This window comes from Gemmatimonadales bacterium (assembly GCA_036279355.1).
GTDB lineage: Bacteria > Gemmatimonadota > Gemmatimonadetes > Gemmatimonadales > GWC2-71-9 > DASQPE01.
The window spans coordinates 1-22,064 of the sequence record DASUJH010000046.1; the positions used below are offsets into that span (position 1 = coordinate 1).

At 68.6% G+C, this 22,064-nt stretch carries 15 protein-coding genes and 1 riboswitch; of the genes, 8 read left to right on the forward strand and 7 right to left on the reverse strand.

Annotation, left to right across the window (positions count from 1 at the left end; genetic code table 11):
* From VFW66_11300 to VFW66_11315, 4 genes are all read right to left on the reverse strand, one after another.
* Positions 1–940: aldo/keto reductase (locus VFW66_11300; GenBank protein HEX5387280.1), on the reverse strand; the 940-nt coding region annotated here is incomplete at its 3' end.
* A gap of 117 nt (positions 941–1,057) precedes the next feature.
* Positions 1,058–1,804 (reverse strand): FkbM family methyltransferase, encoded by a 747-nt coding sequence (locus tag VFW66_11305; protein ID HEX5387281.1) that lies wholly within the window; start codon positions 1,802–1,804, stop codon positions 1,058–1,060.
* An 83-nt stretch (positions 1,805–1,887) separates the two neighbouring features.
* The gene (locus VFW66_11310) at positions 1,888–2,667 is read right to left on the reverse strand and encodes a sulfite exporter TauE/SafE family protein (GenBank protein HEX5387282.1); all 780 of its coding nucleotides are present in this window, start codon (positions 2,665–2,667) and stop codon (positions 1,888–1,890) included.
* Positions 2,651–5,707 (reverse strand): FAD-linked oxidase C-terminal domain-containing protein, encoded by a 3,057-nt coding sequence (locus VFW66_11315; GenBank protein HEX5387283.1) that lies wholly within the window; start codon positions 5,705–5,707, stop codon positions 2,651–2,653. Before VFW66_11315 ends, VFW66_11310 begins: the two co-directional genes overlap by 17 nt.
* A 57-nt stretch (positions 5,708–5,764) precedes the next feature.
* Between VFW66_11315 and VFW66_11320 the strand changes: the two genes are divergently transcribed.
* The 3 genes from VFW66_11320 to asnB are packed head-to-tail and all read left to right on the forward strand — an operon-like array spanning position 5,765 to position 9,521.
* On the forward strand, positions 5,765–5,899 hold the full coding sequence (locus VFW66_11320) for a hypothetical protein (GenBank protein HEX5387284.1): 135 nt from the start codon (positions 5,765–5,767) through the stop codon (positions 5,897–5,899).
* 15 nt (positions 5,900–5,914) lie between these two features.
* Entirely contained in the window at positions 5,915–7,612 is a 1,698-nt protein-coding gene (locus VFW66_11325) for an amidohydrolase (GenBank protein HEX5387285.1), read from the forward strand.
* A 13-nt stretch (positions 7,613–7,625) separates the two neighbouring features.
* Entirely contained in the window at positions 7,626–9,521 is a 1,896-nt protein-coding gene (gene asnB, locus VFW66_11330; GenBank protein HEX5387286.1) for an asparagine synthase (glutamine-hydrolyzing), read from the forward strand.
* A 25-nt stretch (positions 9,522–9,546) separates the two neighbouring features.
* Here the strand turns inward: asnB and VFW66_11335 are convergent, their stop codons facing one another.
* Entirely contained in the window at positions 9,547–12,456 is a 2,910-nt protein-coding gene (locus tag VFW66_11335) for a protein kinase (protein ID HEX5387287.1), read from the reverse strand.
* A 78-nt stretch (positions 12,457–12,534) separates the two neighbouring features.
* Between VFW66_11335 and VFW66_11340 the strand changes: the two genes are divergently transcribed.
* The 5 genes from VFW66_11340 to VFW66_11360 all read left to right on the forward strand — a co-directional run bounded on the left by VFW66_11340 (position 12,535) and on the right by VFW66_11360 (position 17,719).
* On the forward strand, positions 12,535–14,406 hold the full coding sequence (locus VFW66_11340; protein HEX5387288.1) for a glycoside hydrolase family 15 protein: 1,872 nt from the start codon (positions 12,535–12,537) through the stop codon (positions 14,404–14,406).
* Entirely contained in the window at positions 14,403–14,885 is a 483-nt protein-coding gene (locus VFW66_11345) for a hypothetical protein (GenBank protein HEX5387289.1), read from the forward strand. The genes VFW66_11340 and VFW66_11345 overlap by 4 nt, the downstream gene beginning before the upstream one ends.
* 121 nt (positions 14,886–15,006) lie before the next feature.
* Entirely contained in the window at positions 15,007–16,023 is a 1,017-nt protein-coding gene (locus VFW66_11350; GenBank protein HEX5387290.1) for a hypothetical protein, read from the forward strand.
* Positions 16,020–17,282 (forward strand): PAS domain-containing protein, encoded by a 1,263-nt coding sequence (locus tag VFW66_11355; protein ID HEX5387291.1) that lies wholly within the window; start codon positions 16,020–16,022, stop codon positions 17,280–17,282. The genes VFW66_11350 and VFW66_11355 overlap by 4 nt, the downstream gene beginning before the upstream one ends.
* Positions 17,279–17,719 (forward strand): response regulator, encoded by a 441-nt coding sequence (locus tag VFW66_11360; GenBank protein ID HEX5387292.1) that lies wholly within the window; start codon positions 17,279–17,281, stop codon positions 17,717–17,719. The genes VFW66_11355 and VFW66_11360 overlap by 4 nt, the downstream gene beginning before the upstream one ends.
* A gap of 76 nt (positions 17,720–17,795) precedes the next feature.
* Here VFW66_11360 and VFW66_11365 read toward each other — a convergent pair whose 3' ends face one another.
* Entirely contained in the window at positions 17,796–19,250 is a 1,455-nt protein-coding gene (locus VFW66_11365; GenBank protein HEX5387293.1) for an HYR domain-containing protein, read from the reverse strand.
* 61 nt (positions 19,251–19,311) lie between these two features.
* Positions 19,312–19,393, reverse strand: a riboswitch (cyclic di-GMP riboswitch).
* A gap of 233 nt (positions 19,394–19,626) precedes the next feature.
* Positions 19,627–21,813: a protein kinase gene (locus VFW66_11370; protein HEX5387294.1), complete on the reverse strand. Its 2,187-nt coding sequence runs from the start codon at positions 21,811–21,813 to the stop codon at positions 19,627–19,629.
* Positions 21,814–22,064 lie beyond the last annotated feature (251 nt).

Consider the following 22,064-nt stretch of genomic DNA (forward strand, 5'->3'; position numbering starts at 1 on the left):
CCGTGACCGCTGCGACGGCGGCGTCGATCTCACGAAGGTCATCGGGTGTGAGCTCGACGGCGGCCGCGCCCAGGTTCTCTTCCAGGCGATCCAGCTTGGTGGTCCCCGGGATCGGAACGATCCACGGCTCCTGCGCCAGCACCCAGGCGAGCGCGATCTGCGCGGGCGTCGCGCGCTTCTTTCCCGCGATCCTGCCCACCATGTCCACCACCGCCTGATTCGCCTTCCGGTTTTCCGCCGAGAAGCGCGGTACGGTGTTGCGGAAATCAGAGCTGTCGAAGCTTGTGGTCGCGTCGATCTTTCCAGTGAGAAAGCCCCGCCCAAGCGGACTGAACGGAACGAAGCCGATCCCGAGCTCCTCGAGCGCGGGTAACACTTCCGCCTCAGGCTCTCTCCACCAGAGCGAGTATTCGCTCTGGACCGCCGTGACCGGCTGCACCGCATGTGCGCGCCGGATGGTCCGCACGCCGGCCTCCGAGAGGCCGAAGTGCTTCACCTTGCCTTCCCGGATCAGGTCCCTCACCGTCCCCGCGACGTCCTCGATCGGCACGTTCGGGTCCACCCGGTGCTGATAATACAGGTCGATGATCTCGACGCCAAGCCGCTGGAGCGAGCCCTCGGTCATCGGCCTGATGTACTCGGGGCGACTGTTGAGTCCTACCTCACGCCCCGCGTCGTCGAACTCGAACCCGAACTTGGTGGCGATCACCACCTGCTCGCGGAACGGCGCGAGGGCTTCGCCCACCAGCTCCTCGTTCGCGAACGGCCCGTACACCTGCGCCGTGTCGAAGAAGGTGACGCCGCGCTCGACGGCCGCGCGGATCACCCGGATCGCCTCCGCGCGATCCGTCGCCGGGCCGTAGCCGAAGCTGAGCCCCATGGCGCCATAGCCGATGGCCGAGACTTCCAGATTGCCGCTGCCGAGTTTCCGTTTCTGCATGATCCCCTCGTCTCTCGAGCGTGTGCACAGCGCGCCCGCGGGAATCATGATATCGCCATGACGAGCCCCGCGCCGGCACCAAGTACTTCGGTCCGAGCTTCTTCGCGTATCTGCTGCTCATGCGGCGGAGGCCGGCGGGCGGGTCGCCTTGATCGTCGAGAGGTACGGCTGAACGCGCTTCACCCAGGCGTCGATGTCGGGCGGGAAGATGGATCTCGGCTTGCGGGTGACCGAGACCTGGAATCCGCATCCGCGCAGCAGCCGGATCAGGTCCTCCTCGTCGTCGGCAGCATCGGGGCCGGTGCCATGAAACTCGAGACCGAGTGCCCGGACGAGGTGGAGGCGCGGTTCGATCGACTGCATCACCTCCATCTCCATTCCCTCGATGTCGAGCTTGAGATAGTCGATGCGCCCTTCGATGTAGTCGGCCAGGGGAACCGTGTTCACGGGAATCCATTGATCCGATCTCTGGGTGCCCCAGTCCTGTCGCAGCGAGTGGGCGGAGGCCATCGGGGCCGCAGCACCGAAATCTCCGAACAGCCGAGCCGTGCCCCGCCGGGAGGAGACGGCAAGGTTGAGCAGCTCGACTCCCTCGAATCCGTTCGCGGCGACATTGGCCACGAGGAGCCGGAACGTCTCGGGGTCCGGCTCGAACGCGAAGATGCGCGCCCGCGGAAAGCGCCGCTTGAACCAGGCCACGGCCAGGCCGATGTGGCTCCCGCAATCCAGGATGACCGGATCGCTCTTGTCACAGTCGAACGAGTACTCTCCTCCTTCGAAGATCTCCCGCGCGAGGAGCTCGAATTCGGGGTCGTTGCGGTGGTGGAAGGTGAATCCGTCCCACTGGGCGGTGTGAGTCGGCATGCGATCCGGTGGGACGTTGCTCATCCGTGCACCCCGCGCGTGAAAGGAAGGGGGCCATCGCGAAAAGTCACTGCGCCGCCGCGTCAATCCGCCAGCTTTACAAGCATGGCGATCCCCACCGCGACGCCGATCCCCGTGACCACCCACCGCATGGTGGATTCGGCCAGCTTGCGGCCGAGGCGCGCCGCAGCATAGCCGCCGATCACCGCACCAACCGCCATGATCACGGCGGGCGTCCAGCTGACCTCCGCGACGATGATGAAATAGATCACCGCGACGCCCTTGATGGCGAGGCTGAACAGGTTCTTGAGCGCGTTGGCCTGGCGGATGTCGCTGAGCCCGAGAAAGCCGAGCGCGGTGAGAATGAGAATTCCGAGCCCCGCGCCGAAATACCCGCCGTAGACCGCCACGAGCAACTGCACGGCCAGCGCGACCACGCGCCACGTGTTCGACCGGTGGCCATGCCCTTTCGGATCGAGCCGCCGGGTGATCGCCGGCTCCGCGGCGATCAGCGCGCTCGATGCGATCACCAGCCACGGCGCGAGCGACTTGAAGAATTGTGGCGGCGTGTGAATCAGGAGATACGCGCCCACCGCGCCACCGATGAGCGAGGGCACCAGAAGCCAGAACCACCAGCGGCGGGCCTGCTCGGCTTCCTTGCGAAAACCCCAGGCTCCCGCCGCGCTGCCGGGCCAGAGCGCGACCGCGCTGGTCGCGTTGGCCTGAATCGCCGGGAGGCCGAGCCACACGAGGGCCGGAAAGGAAAGATTGGTGCCGCCGCCCGCGAGCGCGTTCATCGCGCCGCCGCCCAGGCCGGCGAAAAAAGCGACTACGAGATGCCAGAGGTCACCCGGCCCGGGCATGGCGGCGCCGGCGGTTCCGAGCCACCCATCCCGCGCCGCCGGCGAGCACGCCGCCGACCGTGAGCGCCCCGAGCGCCGCGCGCCTCGTGCTGGCCGGCGCGCGCTGCTCCGGCCACCGGCCCTCGCGCATTGCCATCTGGATCACCTGCCCCAGGTGCAGCGCTCGGCGTTCGGTGGCGTGCGCGATCTGGGTGCGGCAGCTGAACCCGTCGGCGACGATGATCGTGCTCCGCGCCGCGTGACGCACGGCGGGCAGCAGGACATGCTCGCCGGCCCGCATGGAAACCTCGTAGTGGTCCCGCTCGTAGCCGAACGATCCCGCCAGTCCGCAGCAGCCGGCGTCGAGCACGTCCACCTCGAGCCCGAGCGCGCGCAGAATCTTCTGATCGGCGTCCGCGTCCGAGATGGCCTTCTGGTGACAGTGGGCGTGTACGATCGCTTTGCCAGCGAGTCGGGGGGATTTGAAGTCGTCCGACCGCGCGAGGAACTCGCCCAGCAGGAACGTCTGCGCGCTGAGCCGCTTGGCGTCCTCGTCGTTTGGCCGGATGCCGAGCAGCTCGTCCCGGAACACGGCGGCGCAGCTCGGCTCCAGGCAGACGACCGGAACCCCGGCCCGGATCATCGGGCGCAGCGTCGCCAGCATGTGGTCCAGCCGCCGCGCGGCGCGGTCGAGCATGCCGTAGTCGTAGAGCGGACGGCCGCAGCATACCGTACCCGCCGGCACGAGCACCCGATGGCCCGCGGCCTCGAGCACTTCCACCGCCGCCTCCGCCGTCTCCGGATGGAAGTGGTTGTTGAACGTGTCGGGCCACAACACGACCCGCGGCCCGTCGGCGTTGCGTGGCCTCCGCCGCCGGAACCATGCCTGGAAGGTGCCCGGCGCGAACGGCGGGAGTCTGCGCTCCGGCGCGAGGCCGAGCAGCGCCTTCACCGGCTGAGCGAGGGCGGGAGTCTGGGTGAGCAGATTGGCGAGCCCGGGCGCGCGCGCGGCAAGACGAGACCACTCCGATACGAGGCCGAGCGCGTACGCCCGCAATGGACGGAGCCTGCCATCGTAGTAGTGGGAGAGGAATTCGGCCTTGTACGTGGCGATGTCCACCGACACCGGGCAGTCGCTCTTGCATCCCTTGCAGGCGAGGCAGAGGTCGAGCGCCTCCTTTACGTGCTCGTCGCGCCAGCCGTCGGGAAGCACCTCGCCCCGAAGCATCTCGAAGAGCAGGTGGGCCCGGCCCCGCGTGGTGTGCATTTCCTCGCGCGTGGCCTTGAAGCTCGGACACATCGTGCCGGCGTCGAGCCGGCGGCAGAGGCCCACGCCGAAGCAGCGCTCCGTCGCCTGGCTCATGCTGCCGTGATCGTCAGGAAACTTGAAGTGCGTGTTGACTACCCGCGGGTGATAGTCGGGGCCGAGCCGGAGGTTGGAGTCGAGCGGGTAGGCGTCGATCACTTTGCCCGGATTCATTTTCCACTCGGGATCCCAGATCCGCTTGAACTCCCGAAACGCTTCCATCAGCTCGGCGCCGAACATCTTGGGCAGGAGCTCGCCCTTCGCCTGGCCGTCGCCGTGCTCGCCGGAGAGCGAGCCGCCGTAGCGGACCACCAGATCGGCCGCATCCTCCATGAAGGCTCGGTAGCGCTTTACCCCCTCGACCGTCTTGGTGTCGTAGGCGAATCGCATGTGCACGCAGCCCTGCCCGAAGTGGCCGAACAGGGTATAGCGGTAGTGATAGCGGTCGAGCAGCTTGATGAAGTCCCGCAGGTACGCGCCCAGCTTTTCCGGCGCGACCGCGGAGTCCTCCCAACTGGGCCACGCATTCTCGACGCCCGGCACCCGGCTCGCGCCGACGCCGGCCTCGCGAATGTGCCAGACCAGGTTCTGCTCGGCCCGATCCTCCAGCAGCCGCATCTCGCGGTGGTCGCCCGCGGCCTCGATCTTCGCCATCGCTTCGCGCGCGCGGCCGACCGCGTCGGCCGACGTGCTGCCGCCGAACTCCACCAGGAGCCAGGTGTTGCCCTCGGGGAGAAGTCGAGCGCCCGCGTGCGGCTTGCCCTTCCGGATCATGTTGTCGATCACATGGCGGGTGAACGCTTCCAGCGCAATCGGACCAGTCTCGAGGATTTCGGGCACCCGGTCGGCCGCGAGCCAGGGCTCGGCGTAGCCGATGACGAGCAGCGCTCGGCACGGAGGACTCGGAACCAGACGCATTCTCGCGCCGAGCACGACCACGAGGGTACTCTCGGAGCCGACCAGCGCCCGGGCCACGTGGAACCCGTTCTCCGGCAGCAGCTCGTCGAGATTGTAGCCCGACACCCGTCGGGGAATGCGAGGAAAGCGCGCGCGGATCTGGTCGGCGTAGCGGTCGCGGAGCGCTCGCATGCGCTGGTAGATCTCGCCCCGGCGCCCGCCGGCCCGAATGATCCGCTCCAGCTCGGCGTCGTCGGTCTTTCCCACCCGGAGGCGGAGTCCGTCGTACGTGAGGATCTCCAGCTCCTCGACGTTGTCCACCGTCTTGCCGCCCATCACCGAGTGCGCGCCGCAGGAATTGTTGCCGATCATGCCGCCGAGCGTGCAGTACTTGTGGGTGGCGGGATCGGGTGCCAGGGTGAGCCCGTTCGGCTCGGCCGCCTGGATCAGTTGATCGCAGATCACCCCGGGCTCGACCCAGGCGCCGCGCTCGGGATCGAGCTCCACGACCCGATGAAGGTACTTGGAGAAGTCGATCACGACGGCGACGTTGCAGCACTGGCCGGACAGGCTGGTGCCGCACCCGCGGGAGAGAATCGGCACTCCGCGCCGGCGGCAGGCCGCGACGGTGCGGATCACGTCGTTCAGATTTCGGGGGATCACCACGCCGATCGGGACCTGGCGGTAGACCGACAGGTCGGTGGCGTAGAGCGCGCGGCTGCCTCGATCGAACCGCACCTCGCCCTCGATCGTGTGCTCCAGCTCGTCCACCAGACCTTCGCCAGGCAGCACGCGCAAAGTTGCATCGCTCGCCATCAGCTCCTCCTCGCCGACGCCTCGAGCGTGAGAGGTCCTCACGGGCGTCTCGGGAGAAACGTATGGGCCGCGCTGCACCGTGAGGGTGATGAATGACCGATGTGTTCAGCCACGCGCGCAGCCGGCGGAAGCTCGATGGGGGAGCCGTTCGCGCTGCTCGTCGCGCGGCTCGCGTACGAAGGGGAAGGCGGGCCGGAGGTGGCGTATCGCTTCGAGCGGTTCGGGTCGTATTAGCTTGTCGGTACCACCATGCACAGTCGACTCGCCTTCTCGCCCGCGCTGGCAGCCGCGGCGCTCGCCATGACGGCCAGCAGCGGCACGCGGCCCATGCTGCCGAATCACGCCGCGCCGGCAGATCTGATCGTGACCGCCGGCCACATCTACACGGCCGACACGATCCACCCCGCCGCGCAGGCCTTTGCCGCCCGCGGCGGCCGCATCGTGTTCGTCGGCGATCGTGCCGGCGCGCTCGCGCTCCGCGGCCCCGCCACTCGCGTGCTCGACCTCCCGGGCCGCACGATCCTTCCCGGCCTCGCCGATGCGCACGCCCACCTGCTCAATCTGGGCACCTTTCTCCACAACGTCGATCTCACCGGCACCGCCACCTACGACGAGGTGATCGCGCGCGTCGCGGCCCGCGCGCGGGCGACGCCGCCGGGGCAGTGGATCATCGGCCGCGGGTGGGACCAGAATCGCTGGCCGGATCGCGCGTTCCCCATCCACGACGCGCTCTCCCGCGCCGTGTCCGACCATCCGGTGATGCTCACGCGCGTGGACGGCCACGCACTGCTCGCGAACGCGAAGGCGATGGCGCTCGCCGGTGTCACGGCGGCGACGCCCGATCCGGCCGGCGGCCGCATCGAGCGGAAGCCTGGGAGCCGGGAGCCCACCGGAGTGTTCGTGGACAATGCGAAGTCGCTCATCGAGCGCGCGGTGCCGCCGCTCTCGGACGCCGAGATCGATGCGGCGCTGCTCGCCGGACAAGCCGAGGCAGAGCGGTGGGGGCTCGTGAGCGTGCACGACCCCGGCGAGCCCGAGCGCGTGCTCGCGCGGCTCGAGGCGCTCGCGAAAGACCGCCGCCTCACGCTTCGTGTCTATGCGATGGTGGCGGACGACTCCGCCGCACTTGCTCACGCATTCGCCCGCGGGCCGCTGAGCGCGCTCTACGGCGGCCATCTCTGGATCCGCGCCGTCAAGCTCTACGCCGACGGCGCGCTCGGCTCCCGCGGCGCGGCGCTGCTCGCGCCCTACAGCGACGATCCGGCCAACGTCGGGCTGCTCCGCAACCCGCCCGCCCACCTGCGCGACGTGGCGGTGCGCGCCCTCCGCGCGGGATTCCAGGTCGCCACCCATGCCATCGGCGACCGCGGCAACCGCGTGGCGCTCGATGCCTACGCGTCGGCGCTCGCGGAAGTGGCCGTCAAGGACCACCGGTTCCGCATCGAGCACGCACAGGTGCTGAGCCCCGCGGACATCCCGCGCTTCGCGCAGCTCGGCGTCATTCCTTCGATGCAGGCGACCCACGCGACCAGCGACATGCCCTGGGCCGAGCGGCGGCTCGGCCCCGAGCGCATCAAGGGCGCGTATGCCTGGCGGTCGCTGCTCGCGACCGGCGTCATCATCCCGAATGGAACCGACACGCCGGTCGAGCCGGTGAATCCGCTGCGCACCTTCCACTCGGCCATCACGCGCCAGAACGAAGCCAACCAGCCGCCGGGCGGCTGGTATCCGGCGCAGCGGATGACGCGCGACGAGGCGCTGGCGTCGATGACGCGGTGGGCGGCGTACGCGGCGTTCGAGGAGCAGGTGATGGGCACGCTGAGCCCGGGCAAATACGCCGATTTCACCGTGCTCGATCGCGACATCATGACCGCGGCACCGGAGGAGATCCTCGGCACGCACGTGCTCGCGACATATGTCGGCGGCGCGGCGGTCTACCAACGTTAGGGCAGGAGCGACTATGTGCGGTTTGTGCGGCGTCGCATACGCGGATCCCGGGATGCCGGCCGACGCCGGCACGATTCGGCGGATGACCGGGATGCTGTCGCACCGCGGGCCGGATGGACAGGGGTACTTCCTCGAGGACGGGATCGGCCTCGGCTTCCGCAGGCTCAGCATCATCGATCTCGAGGGCGGCGACCAGCCGATGTCCAACGAAGACGGGAGCATCACCGTCGTATGCAACGGGGAGATCTACAACTACCGGGAGCTGCGGCGGAGCCTGGAGTCTGCCGGCCACCGCTTTCGGAGCCGCTCGGACGTCGAGGTCATCGTCCACCTGTATGAGGACCACGGGGTGGGTTGTCTGGATCGGCTGCGAGGGATGTTTGCCTTCGCATTGTGGGACTCGCGCCGCCGCCGGCTCATGCTGGCCAGAGACCGGTTCGGGATCAAGCCGCTGAGCTATGCCGTCACAGCCGACGCTCTGTACTTCGGTTCGGAATACAAAGCGATCCTGGCCGCGGACTCCGTCGAACGAAGAGTGGACGGGCGTGCGATCCGCGAACTCTTCGAAACGGGTTTTCTCCTGGCGCCGCACACGTTGTTGACCAGCGTTCGACGGCTCTTGCCGGCGCACTATCTCCTCTACGAAGCGGGGCGGATCACAACCAGACGTTACTGGGATCTCTCGTTTCCTCCTCAGGGTGAGGAGGACCTGCGCCAGAGCCCCGAAGACTGGGCGTCCGCGCTACGCGGCAAGTTGGGAGAGGCTGTGACGTTGCACCTGAGAAGCGACGTACCTCTCGGGTCGTACCTGAGCAGCGGCATCGATTCGAGTGCGATGGCGAGCCTGATGAGCCGGCAGCTTCCGGATCCCGTCCACACATTCTCGGTGCGATTCGAGGATCCGGCTTACGACGAGGTAGGACAACAGAGAATTCTGGCCGACTACGCTGGTTACGACCTATCCAGTCACGTTACGACCTGTACGACGGCGGCGTTCGATCTGCTGCCGAAGCTCATCTGGCACCAGGAGGATCCGAACCTCTCCGCGGGCGGAATCCCCCACCTGCAGCTCGCGCACTCGGCCGCCCGGCACGTGAAAACCGTTCTGACGGGCGAAGGATCGGATGAAGTCTTCGGCGGCTACCACTGGCATCGGATCGAGAAAATGCTGGGGCCGTTCTTGGGGCTGCCGCTCGGGTTGCGTCGCTTCGTCGCGGGCATGCCGCTCTTGAGACGGAAGTGGCCAGGACACTGCCGCGCCTTTTCGGCTCCTTCAGCAATGACTCAGGAGCGATACATGCGCATCATCGACAATGCATCCCGGAAACCGGTGGCGGGAATCTTCGGCGAACGGTGCGGGGCGGAGAGCGGGCCGGACCAGCAGGCTGTCGAACCCCTTCGCGTCCCGGACGGATTTCATCACTGGCACCGGCTTGCGCAGACACAGTACTGGGAGATCAATACGCGCATGACCGATTACGTCATCCGGACGCTGGACGCGGGAACGATGGCGTACGGGCTCGAGGCCCGCGTCCCGTTCCTGGATCACGAATTCGTCGAGTTCTGCGGCCGGATTCCGGCAAGGCTCAAGATCCGCTGGCTGGACGAAAAGCACATTCTCCGCCGGGCGCTGGAGAAAGATCTGCCGGCGGAAATTCTGAAGCGAAAGAAGCGGGGACTGGCCGCCCCCCACTGGCCGTGGAAACAACGCCTGCCTGAATTCGCCAGCCAGGCCTTGTCGGAGCCGAGCCTTCGGGACAAAGGCTATTTCAAGCCCAAGGCGATCCGCTCCATGCTGGAGTGCCATAACAGCGGCGAGGCGCGGTTCGGAAAAGAGCTGCTCGGCGTCGTCAGCATTCAACTGTGGGACGACCTGTTCGTTCGAGGAGTGGCGACCAGCATGAGGTGAACGGCAAATCGAGCGCCGCCAGCCCTCAGCGCACGGGCCCGAGCCACCGATCCAACCAGTCCAGCGTCTCCCTTACCAATTGCGTTCGCGGCACGAAGTGCCCGCCCTCGGCGATCACCTGCCGCTTCCGGTCGGGCGGGGTGCCGAGCAGGCGGAACATCGGGCGCTGCGCGGTCTCGACCGGAAAGTAGTGATCGTACTGGCCGTTCAGCATGAGAACCGGCACCGTGATGTGCGGCAGATAATTGATCGGTTCCACCTCGGGCAGCGCGCGCTGGTACTCGAGCCCCGCCACCAGCAGCACCACCGTCTTGAACCGGGGCTCCACGGCCGGCATGAGTCCGCCCAGGTAGCCGCCCCAGCTCACGCCGTAGTACGCCACCCTCGAGGTATCGATGTCCGCCCGGGTGCCGAGGTAGTCGATCGAGCGGCGCATGTCCTTGGCCCAGGCGATCACGTGCTCCTTGTAGAAGTTGCTCTCGTCCGGGTAGTCGCTGTGGAGGCTGTCGTGCCGCTCGTAGGTGCTGAGATAGATCGGGTGGATGACGGCGCGGCCGCTCTGAATGATGAAGTCGAACGCGCTTTCCGTGATTTCGTGCGCCGATGAGCGGCCGTGGATCGCGTTGGAGCCGGGGAAGAACACCACCGCCTGATACGGCGGCTTGCCGTGCTTCGGAAGGTAGAGGTACGCGGCCATCCGCTCGTGGTTGTAGGCGGCGTCGAACGAGACCTTCTCGCGTATCCAGTCGTCGGTCACCTCGTCGGTGGTATCGACGACCGCATTCAGCCTGGTGCGATCGTAGTCGTACATCCGCCGGTAGGCGGCGAATACCTGGTCTGACACCGGGCGCTCCTTCGAAAAGTCGCGGAAGTCGCGCACGATCGGCCGCTCCGCCGCGGCGAGGTTTTCGTCGGAGAGATAGCGGACGACGCGGAATCCGTTGGTCGCGGTCCGATCGAACGGGTCCTGCGCGTACGCGTCGTTGAACGCATAGGTGGGATCGTTCCACCCGCCGCCCAGGATGTAGCGCTCAGAGCCGGTCCCGTTGAAGCACCACTCGCGCGCGTTGCCCGCCATGTCGACGGAGCCATAGGGCCCGACGCCCTGGTACTTGCCGACGGGGGATAGCCCACGGCCGGCGAAGTTGCTGAGAGGCACGATGGCGGCGCCGCCCCACGTGAACGCCGCTCGGCTCCAGTGAAAGATGCTCGGGAGCTCCGCACCGGCGAACGCCGCGTACGCCTCGGCCTCGTACCAGCTCACGCCGGTGACCGGCTCGTCGCCCATCCCCTCAGGAAAGGCGCCGCCTACCCACATGGACGGGCCGGGGCGGCCGGTCTTGTCGACGAAGCGCGCGATACCGTCGCTCCATGTGAGCGTGCGGCCGCCGGTCTCGAACGGGTACTTCCAGAGCTCGTGACGCGTGTAGCCGCCGGCGTCGACGAAGCGCTTGAACTCCTTGTTTGTGACCTCGAAGCGTCCGATGAGATAGTCGCCGAGCACCAGCGAGTCGATGTGGTCGAGGCCGGGAAGGTTGAGATCGGTGCCGCCGCCGGGGACGCGCACCATGCCGATGTCCGGCGCAGTGTCGCTCGCGAGATGATACGGCGCGCGGGCCGAGAGGCTCGGCCAGATCAGTACGTCGAGCCCCGGCCGTCCCGGCTGCTCGATGTGAAGCCGTGAGATCCGGTGGGGAAGGTGTGCCGCGGCGATCGGCGTGGTGCCGAGCAGGATGCCGGGCTCGGTCGGGCGGGCGTAGTGCTTCCAGTAGACCCGGGCGCCCGCCGGCTCCGTCCGGATCGTGAGCGTGTCGGAGAACCTGGGCCAGAGGCTGTCGAGCGCAGCGTCGCGAGGCCGCGCCGCATGTGCCCGCATCGCCACTGCGTACGCCGAGTCCCAACGGCCGCTGTCCGCGAGCAGGCGGATGAGCGGCGCGGCTTCAGTGGAGGCCCAGCGGACTTCGGCGCCCTCGCGGCCGCGGATCGGCAGCCGGCGCGCGGCGAGCACCGCGGCGCCCACCATCACCGCGAGCACGGCAATGGCGACGACAATCGCGGGTCTCCGCGCGCGAGGCCGCGCCGCGGCAAACGTGGCGCCCGACGGGGCCGTCAGCGCGGTCGCGAATTCACCCGCAGTCGCGAAGCGATCCACCGGCTCGCGCTTCAGGGCCTTCGCCACGGCGGCCTCGACCGCCTCCGGCACCTGGTCGCGCAGCTTCGCCACCGGCGGCGCGGGATCGGTGAACCGTTTGGCGATGACCGACTGCGGCGTCGTGCCGGTGAAGGGTGGCTCGCCGGTGAGCATCTCGTACGCGACGCAGCCCAGGCTGTAGAGGTCGCTCCGCCCATCGAGCTCGGTCGCGCCGGCCGCCTGCTCGGGGCTCATGTACGCGGGCGTGCCGACGCTCATGCCGGTTGCGGTAAGCTGCTCGCCCGCCTCGGAGCCCACGGCGCGCGCGATCCCGAAGTCGGCAACGAGCGTGTTGCCGTCGCGGGTGAGCAGGATGTTTTCCGGCTTGATGTCCCGGTGCACCACTCCGTGCTCGTGGGCGAAGGCCAGCGCCTCGGCCGCTTCGCGGGCGACGCGGAGCGCGTCGCCCAGGTCCAGTCTGCCGGCGCGGCGAAGTCGGTCGCGGAGCGATTCGCCGTCCACGAACGGCATGGTAAACCAGAGGCGGCCAGCCGCTTCGCCCGAGTCGTAGACCGAGAGGATGTGCGGGTGCTGCAAGCGGGCGGCGAAGCGGATCTCGCGCTGGAAGCGCTCGGTGCCGAGTGCCGCGGCGAGGTCGGCGTGGAGGACCTTGAGCGCGACCGGGCGGTCGTGCTTCAGGTCGTGGGCGAGAAACACGACGGCCATGCCGCCGCGACCGAGCTCGCGCTCGAGGCGGTAGCGATCGCTAAGCGCGCCGGCGAGCGCCTCGGGGACGTCGGCCACGGGACCTCGGCGGATAGGGTGCTCGAATGTGTATCGGGCGACCGCGAGGCGCCAGCCGGCCGGGCTAGATTCCTAGCCGTGAACGCCATCGGAGACTACGCCCTGATCGGCGACGGCCGATCCGCCGCCCTCGTCGGCCGCGACGGCTCGATCGACTGGCTCTGCTGGCCCCGGTTCGACAGCCCCTCCCTGCTCGGTGCCATCCTCGACCCCGGGGCCGGTCGCTGGCGCATCGCGCCGGCGGAGCCGTTCCGGAGCCAGCGCGAGTACATCGAGCACACCAACGTCCTCCGGACCCGGTTCCACACGAGCACGGGTACGATCTCGATCACCGACCTCATGCCGGTGGCGTCCGAGGAGGACAAGAAACACCTGCTCATGCCGGAGCACGAAATCCTCCGGCTCATCGAGTGCGAGCGCGGCGAGGTGGACGTCGCGCTGCTGTTCGAGCCGCGTCCCGGCTACGGCCTCGAGCCCGCGCGCATCCGGAACGCCGGCAAGCTCGGCGTGCGGGTCGAGGCCGGCGCCGGGCTGCTGGCACTTCGCGCCGATTTCCCGCTCGAGCTCACCAACGAGAACAGCGCGCGCGGATCCGTACACCTCCGCGCGGGCGGCTCCGCCCACGCGTCGCTCACGTTTGCCTCCCGGGGTCCGGCCGTGCTCCCGCCCTTCGGCGAGCACTCGCGCGCGGCCATCGCACGCACGGCCGAGTGGTGGCGCGAGTGGGCCGAGCGAATTTGCTACGAGGGTCCCTGCCGCGAGGAAGTGATCCGGAGCGCGCTCGCGCTCAAGCTCCTGGTGTACGCGCCGTCGGGCGCGGTGGTGGCCGCGCCCACGACCTCGCTGCCCGAGCGGATCGGCGGCCCGCTCAACTGGGACTACCGCTACTGCTGGCTGCGCGACGCGTCGCTCACGGTGCGCGCGCTCTTCGGCCTGGGCTATCGCGACGAGGCGCATGCATTCGTCGAATGGCTCCTGCAGGCGACTCGCCTTACCCAACCCAGGCTCCGCGTGCTCTACGACGTGCACGGCAACGAGCCGCATCCCGAACGCTGCCTCGACCGGCTCGACGGCTATTGCGGCTCGCGGCCGGTGCGCATCGGCAACGCGGCGGCCGAGCAGCGGCAGCTCGACGTCTACGGCGAGGTGGTGGACGCGGTGACGCACTTCGTCCGCGAGGGCGGCACGCTCGACCACGACAGTGAGCGGCTGCTCTGCGACTTCGGCAACTACGTGTGCCGCCACTGGGACGAGCGGGACGAAGGCATCTGGGAGCCGCGCACCGGACGGGGCCACCACACCCACTCGCGGGTGCTCTGCTGGACCGCGCTCGACCGATTGCTCCGGCTGCACGAGCAGGGCCATCTGGACGACGCACCGGCCGCGCTGCTCGCGGAGAACCGGGAGCGCATTCGACAGCAAGTCGAATCGCGCGCGTGGAGTCCGGAGTTGCAGAGCTACGTCGCCGAGCTCGACGGGGAGAGGGTCGACGCGACGCTGCTGCTTTTCGCGTGGTACGGCTTTGCGCCGGCCGCCTCGGACCGGATGCGAGGGACCTACCGATGCATCCGCGAGCGGCTCGGCGCCGGCCCCGACAACGTGCTGCTCCGTCGCTATCACTACGAGGTCGACGGCAAGCCGGCCGAGGGCGCCTTCGGCGTCTGCGGCTTCTGGGGCGCCGAGTATCTGGCGCTCGGCGGCGGGACGGTGGACGAGGCATGCGAGCTGTTCGAGCGGCTCTGCGGCTACGCCAACGACGTGGGGCTCTTCGCCGAGGAGATCGATCCGTCGACCGGCGCGGCGCTGGGCAACTTTCCGCAGGCGTTCACCCACCTCGGGGTCATCAACGCGGCGCTGTCGATCGTGCGGCGGCGGGAAGGCGAGGCGCCCGTCGAGCACCACGTCCCGCCCAAGCGGCAGGAATCCGATTCGAAGGAGTTGCGGGTGTGAACTGGGCGAGCTGGGTGTTGTGGAGCTTCGTCGCGACGCTGGCGCTCACCACGGTGATGGGCGGCAGCCAGGAGTTGAGGCTCACCCGCATGAACCTCCCCTACATGCTGGGCGCGATGTTCACGCCGAGCCGCGACCGGGCCAAGCTCATCGGCTTCGGGATTCATCTGTTGAACGGATGGATCTTCTCGCTCGTGTACGTCGCCGCATTCCGGGCGTGGGGTGTCGCGACCTGGTGGGCGGGTGGGTTGATCGGGATTGTGCAGGCGCTCTTCGTGCTGACGGTGGGTATGCGCATCCTGCCGGGGCTCCATCCGCGAATGGCGAGCGAGGAGAAGGGGCCCACGGTGACGCGGCAGCTCGAGCCGCCGGGATTTCTCGCGCTCAATTATGGGTATCAGACGCCGGTGTCGGTGCTGGTGGGGCACCTCATCTACGGGGCGATACTGGGCGCATTTTACGTATTGCCGGCCAGGTGATGCGAGGAACTCAGCCGACGACACATCCAGAAGCCTTGTACGCCCGCGCCTCACCTGCTACCCGTTAGCCTGCGCGGTGTACCGCAGGACCGGGAGGGCCGTCCACCGGGGAGCGAATAACGTGGCGCAAGCGGGGGAGCGGATTTCCGAGATCGACGTCCTGTGGATCACCGCGGGGCTGGGCTGCGACGGCGATACGATCGCGATGACGGCGGCGACCCAGCCCAGCATCGAGGACGTGCTGCTGGGCGCCATTCCGGGAATCCCCAAGGTTCGTCTGCACAACCCCGTTCTCTCCGCCCAAAACGGCGAGGAGTTCCTCGCGCCCTTCCGCCGCGCCGAGCGCGGAGAGCTGGGCCCGTTCATTCTGGTCGTCGAAGGCTCGATTCCCAACGAGCAGAACAAGCAGGAAGGATACTGGGCGGCGTTCGGGAATGATCAGGATTCGGGGCAGCCGCGCCTCACCTGCGACTGGATCGACCATCTGGCGCCCCATGCGTGGGCCGTGCTCGCCGCCGGCACCTGCGCGACGTATGGCGGGATCCACGCCATGGCCGGCAACCCCACCGGGTGCATGGGCCTGCCGGACTATCTCGGGTGGCAGTGGCGATCCAGGGCGGACATCCCGATCGTCTGCCTGCCGGGGTGTCCGGTCCAGCCGGACAACTTCATGGGGACGCTGCTCTACCTCCTTTCTCAGGCCGCCGGCAATGCCCCGATGATTCCGCTGGACGAGGCGCTGCGGCCTACGTGGCTGTTCAGCCAGACGGTCCACGAAGGCTGCGACCGCGGCGGATTCTACGAGCAGGCGGATTTCGCGGAGCACTACGGCGCCCCGACCTGCATCGTCAAACAGGGCTGCTGGGGACCGGTCGTGCAGTGCAACGTGGGGAAGCGAGGCTGGATGGGAGGGATCGGCGGCTGCCCCAGCGTGGGCGGCATCTGCATCGGCTGCACCATGCCCGGATTTCCCGACAAATTCATGCCGTTCATGGACCAACCGCCGGGGTCGTATCTGTCTTCGGCGGCCGTGCTCACCTACGGCAAGGCAATCAAGGCGCTCCGGCGGTTCACCCAGGCCTCACTCAACGTCGAGCCTTCGTGGCGGAAGCGACCGGAGGAGCAGCCGGGCTCATGAACGCGGACGGGCCGGCGTGCTCCGAGACTTCCGGCACGCAAGACGTCGCGGGTCCGGAGGCGGTGTTGCGCCAACTGGCCGGGCCGCTCCTCGCCGGCCTCGCCGAATCGATCATGGCCCCGGACGGAGAGCCGGTCGGTCCGGACGTCATGTACCGGTTGACCGAGGCGCGATACCGAACCCTCCTGGAGCAGATCCCCGCCGTCACGTTCATGGCCTCGCTCGAGCACGGGCTACGGGAAGTGTACGTGAGTCCGCAGATCGAATCCCTCCTGGGGTACAGCCAGCGAGAATGGCTGGAGAATCCGGTGCTCTGGTACGAGCGCCTGCACCCGGACGACAAGGACCGGTGGAATCTGGAGTTCGCGCGCACGGTCGCCTTTGGCGAGGATTTTCACTCGGTCTACCGGTTCCTCGCGCGCGACGGCCGGGTGGTCTGGATCCTCGGCGATACCAAGATCGTGCGAGGGGCCAGCGGACACCCGATCTTCGTGCAGGGGGTCGGCTTCGACATCACCGAGCTGAAGCGGGCGGAAGAGGAACTCCGGCAGCGCACCATCGAGCTCGACATCGCCAACCGGGAGCTGGAAACGTTCAGCTACTCCATTTCGCACGACCTGCGGAGTCCGCTGCAGGGTGTCGAGGGGTTCTCCCACATCCTACTGGAGGAGTACGGCGACCGGCTCGACGAGCAGGGCCGTCGATACCTCCGCCGCGTGAACAACGCCGCGCAGCGGATGGCGCGGATGATCGACGGCTTCCTCAGCCTCTATCGGATCACCCGCAAGGATCTGGAGCTGGCATGGGTGGACCTGAGCGCCATTGCCCGGATGGTCGCCCAGGAGGTCAAGGAGAGCGAGCCGGACAGGTTGGTCGAAATCCGCATCGCCCCGACCCGGAAGGCGTACGCCGACGCGGCCCTGTTCAAGATCGCGCTGGCGAACCTCCTCGGGAACGCGTGGAAGTTCACCCGGAAGCATGCGCGAGGACTCATCGAGTTCGGCGAAACCACCGTGAACGGGGAGCATGTTTATTTCGTGCGAGACGACGGCGCGGGGTTCGACATGGCGTACGTCGCGAAGCTGTTTCAGCCGTTCGAGCGACTTCACCACGCCGATGAATTTCCGGGCACGGGCATCGGCCTCGCGACGGTGCAGCGCGTGATCCAGCGCCATGGCGGTCGCATCTGGGCGGAGGGAGCGGTCGAGCGAGGGGCAAGCTTCTATTTCACCACGCACGACGCCGGGGCCGGCCGATGAGCACGAGGCGGGTGCTGTTGGTGGAGGACGACGAAAACGACGCGCTGCTCACCACCCGTGCGTTGCAGCGGGCCGGCATCGAGCTCACCGTGGACCTCGCCCGGGATGGCGTGGAGGCGCTCGAGTACCTGCTGCCCGTGGCCGATGCATCGTCCGCCGCGCGGCCACTGCCGGCCGTCGTGCTGCTCGATCTCAAGCTTCCGCGCGTGGGCGGCCTCGAGGTGCTGGAGCGCTTGCGCGCCGACCCGCGGACCAAGCTCCTGCCGATCGTGATCCTCACGTCCTCCACCCATCCCCGCGACCTGGCCTCCGGCTACGGGCTCGGATGCAACAGCTACGTACGCAAGCCGGTGGATGCGGCGCGATTCGACAGCATCATCCGGCAGCTCGCGATGTACTGGGTGGATATCAACCAGCGAGCGGAGGCGTTGCGATAGGACTCGGCCATCGCTCTTTGTCTCGGCGCCATACTACACGGAAAAACGGGGCGGCTCGCGGCCGCCCCGTCCACGCTCAGCGCCGCAATTCCAGTTGCGTCGTGGCCAGCGTGATCCCCGCGTACGAGACGGTCGTCGTCCAGGTACCGGCAACCCACGGATCGGCCGTGCCGGTCTTGAGATTGAAGATGTACTGCCCCGCGTCGCCGTCGTACCGCCACGCCGTGGAGCCCGCCGAGTAGTCATCGCCATCGATGCTGGTGGGGTCGGGGCTGCCGTCCACCTGGGTGAGAACGAGGCGCAGGCCGCTGGCGAGATCGGTGGCCGGCGTTCCGTCGGCGTAGGTAGGCGGCAGGAACTTGTGCGGAATCGTCGAGCCGCGCTTGTGGGCGCTGAACGGCGCCACCATCCGCAGCGGCGGCAGGAACCCCGTCGCGTTGACGTTGAGACCGACGAATACGTCGAACGTGCTGGGGTCGCTCTCGTTTCCGACGTGATCCGTTGCCGTGCACGAGACGGTCGTCGTGCTGCCGATGGCGAGCTTGGTGCCCGCGACGTAGTCGCAGGAGAAGGTGGACGGCTCGGACACGTGGCCCACGTCTTCCACCTCGATGTGGAGCGCGTCGATGTCCAGCACCGCGCCGGTGATGTCGGCGGCGATCAGGGTGAGCGTGCCGGTCGGAAACGCGGTGAAGAAGGCGGGCGTCGTATCGACGACCGTCACCTTGAAGCTGCCCATCGCGGAGAGGCCGCCCGCGTCGGTGACCGAGCAGTTGACCGTCGTCTCGCCGAGCGCGAACGTGGTGCCGCTGGCCGGCGTGCAGACGACGCTGGCAGTCAGGTCGCCCTGCTCCAGGTCGCTGGCGGTGACCGTGTAGTTGACGGCGGCGCCCGCGCTGCTCGTGGCCTCGACCGTGAAATCGCTCGGCAGCGTGAGGGCGGGAGCCGTGTTGACGACCGGGCATGCGGCAAACGCCACGAACACGGTGATGTTGCCTCCGCTGATGCCCAGCGCGGCCGGGGCGCTCGTCACCAGATTGAACGGGACCACGCTGAAGCTCGAGGTCCCGGTCGCGGTCGAGCTGGAATTGACCAAGGTGAGCGTGACCATGTACGTGTCGGAGCCCGGGCCTGTGGGCCGCGTGGCGACGTTCACCGTCGTCGGCACGGACCCCGTCCAGCTCGTTCCATTGAATACCCACCGCGTGTTCACCTGAAAGCTCGCCGGATGGTCCTGCCTGCCGGTGACCGTGTACGTCACCGTCACGGCCTGGCCGTCGGGCTCGCAGGTCTCCGGCTTGAGGCTCACCGGCGTGGTGACCGAGCCGCCGAGCGCGCTGGTGACGGCGGCGGCGGCGGAGGACAGCGACGGCCGCTTTGCCGCCGGCCGGGCGGGAGCCGGGAGACCCTGGGTGATGACGAGTGACCGGTTTGCCGAGGGACCGTCGGATGCGGCTGTGGGACTGTCGCCGGCGCACGCGGTGAGCGCGCTCAGCAGGGCGACGCCGAGGAGCGTGACATGCTTGGACATACGGAGGTCTCCTTGACCTCGGAGGTGGCCCGGCAGAGTCCGGCGTACCGGCGCGCCCCTCTTCGACAGCCCGGCCGTCTCCCCCGATCAAGAGACCCGTGGCTTTGCGGACCGGCCTCGCGGCCGGGGTGCCCTTGTCGGCAGGAGAGAACTAGGGGTCCCTCGGTTGTTGTAGGGATTTCCGGAACTGATGCAACGCCGGTGCCGCAGCGGAAATGCCGGGCAGCACGCTGGATCATCCGCTAACGCGTTGGCCGATCCAACGATTGAGCGGTGCAAGCGACTGCACCCACGCGGCGGTCAGGGCTTATGTTGTCGCGGCGCGACGAATGGAAGCAACGAGGAGAGAGGAACGGGTGCCGGCGCCGCGCGCTCCCTACAGCCGGTCCACCAGCGCGCGGAACCGCGGCAGCTCCCTGAGCGACTCGAGATCGGGATCGTGCGCGATCCACTCGACGTGCCCCGAGCGATCGCCCACCGCCTGCTCCAGCGTGTCCAGCGCCCGCTCGGTGAGGCCGAGTCGGGCGTAGACGCAGGCGACGTTATAGAGGACCGACGGCTCACCGGGGTCGAGCGCCAGCGCGCGGTCGGCCCAGGCAAGGGCCTTGTCGCGCTCGCCCAGCACCGCGAGCGACACCGCGGTCAAGTAGAGCGCACGCGCGTCATCCGGATTGAGCTCGAGGTGCTGTTCGGCGACGGCGACTTCACGCCGGAAGGTCGCCATCGCCTGCTCCTGCTGTCCCATTCCCCAGTACGCGTTCCCTGCGAGACCGAGGGCCTGGTAGTCCTCCGGTCGGACGCTTGCCGCCTGCTCGAAGCGGCGCGCCGCTTCCGCGAATTTCCCCTGCTGGAAGCAGACCCTGCCGTAGAAATAGTATGCCTCGAAGAGGCGCGCATTCAGCCGGATCGCCGTCTCGAACTCCCGCTCGGCTTTGTCGAACCGGCGCCGGAGGCTCAGCGCCAGCCCGCGCGACGCATGCGCCTCGGCCACCTCGGGCCCGAGCTCGAGCGCCTTCTCGCTCGCGGCTTCCGCCTGCTCGAAGTCCGCCTCGCCCGCGTCCCAGAACATGCAGCTCGCGCCGAGAAAGAAGCTGCAGTCGGCGATGCCCGCGTACGCGAGCACGAAGCCGGGGTCGATCTCGGTGGCGCGGGCGAAGAGCTGCCGCGCGTTCTGCACGGCCCTGCCCTGGTGCCGGTGGAAGAACTGGCGGCCGCGGAGATAGAGCTCGTAGGCGCGGGCATCGACGCGCCGGGTTTGCGTGAGCGCCCGTCGTTCATCCTCGCTCAGCACCAGCTCGAGCGCGCGGACGATATTCGCCGCGATCTGGTCCTGGATGGCGAAGACGTCGTCGAGGTCGCGGTCGTAGTGGTCGGACCAGAGCTGATAGCCGTTCGCCGCGTTCACCAGCTGCGCGGTGACGCGGAGCCGGTTGCCGGCCTTGCGCACGCTTCCCTCGAGCAGCGTGCCGGCCCTGAGTTTCCGGCCGATCTCCTGCGCGTCCTCGTTCTTCCCCTTGAACGCGAACGACGACGTGCGCGCGGTGACGCGGAGCGACGCGATCCGGGTGAGCGCGTTGATGATCTCCTCCGCCATGCCGTCGGCGAAGTGCTCCTGGTCGCGCGCGGGGCTCATGTCGGTGAACGGGAGGACGGCGATGGAGCGCGCCTCGCGCGCCGGAGCGGCGCCCGCGGCGGTGTCGACGGTCGGCGCAAGCCCGCCGCCGATCGCAGCGGCGAACTCCGCGGCGGTGGCGAACCGCTCGGCGGGATCCCGCGCGAGCGCCTTCGCGACCGCGGAATCGAGCGCTTCGGGGATGCCACTCCGCCGAGCGCGGACCGACGGCGCCGACTCGGTGCAGCGCTTCACGATCACCGCATGGGCGGTGGGGCCGCTGAACGGCGGCTCGCCCGCGAGCATCTCGAAGAGCACGCAGCCGAGCGCGTAGATGTCGGTTCGGTCGTCCACCTCGCGGTCGCCCACGGCCTGCTCCGGACTCATGTAGTGCGGTGTGCCGAGCGACAGGCCCGTGCCGGTAAGGCGGGCGTCGCCGTCCTGTGCGGCGGCGCGGGCGATGCCGAAGTCGGCCACGAGCGCGTGGCCGGCGGAGAGCAGGATGTTGGCGGGCTTCAGGTCGCGGTGGACCACGCCGCGCGCGTGCGCGTAGGCCAGCGCGTCGGCGATTTCGCTCGCGAGGCGGACCGCATCCTCGACCGGCATCGGCGCCTCGCGCGCGATCCGGTCGCGCAGCGATTCCCCTTCGATGTACGGCATGGTGAACCAGAGCAGCTCGCCCTCGCCGGCGTCGGCGCTCACGCGGCCGGAATCGTGGAGCGGGAGGATGTGCGGGTGGGTGAGGCCGGCGACGACCTCGATCTCGCGCAGGAACCGCTCGGTGCCGATGGTCGAGCCTAGCTCGGGGCGGAGCACCTTGAGGGCGACGGGGCGCCGGTGGCGGAGGTCGCGCGCGAGATAGACCGTGGCCATGCCGCCGCGGCCGAGCTCGCGCTCGATCGTGTAGCGGTGCTCCAGGGCGGAGGCGAGTGGCTGGGCAAGGTCGGGCACGGCGCGTCGCGGTGAGTGGAGTTCGAATCTGCGCAGGGGGCCGCTCGCGCGCCAGCGGAGGGGTGGTCGCCCCGGGCAATCCTGCGCCCGCGCGAGCGCGGCGGGAAAACGGCGGGGCCGCTGGATTCTTGCGATTACCGCCGCGCTCGCGGCCGCGGCCTGCGCCGAGCCGACGGCGCCCGACCGTCCGGTGACTCAGGTCCTCAAGAAGTCCACCGATTCCGGCTCGATCGTCAATCTCGGCTCGCTCG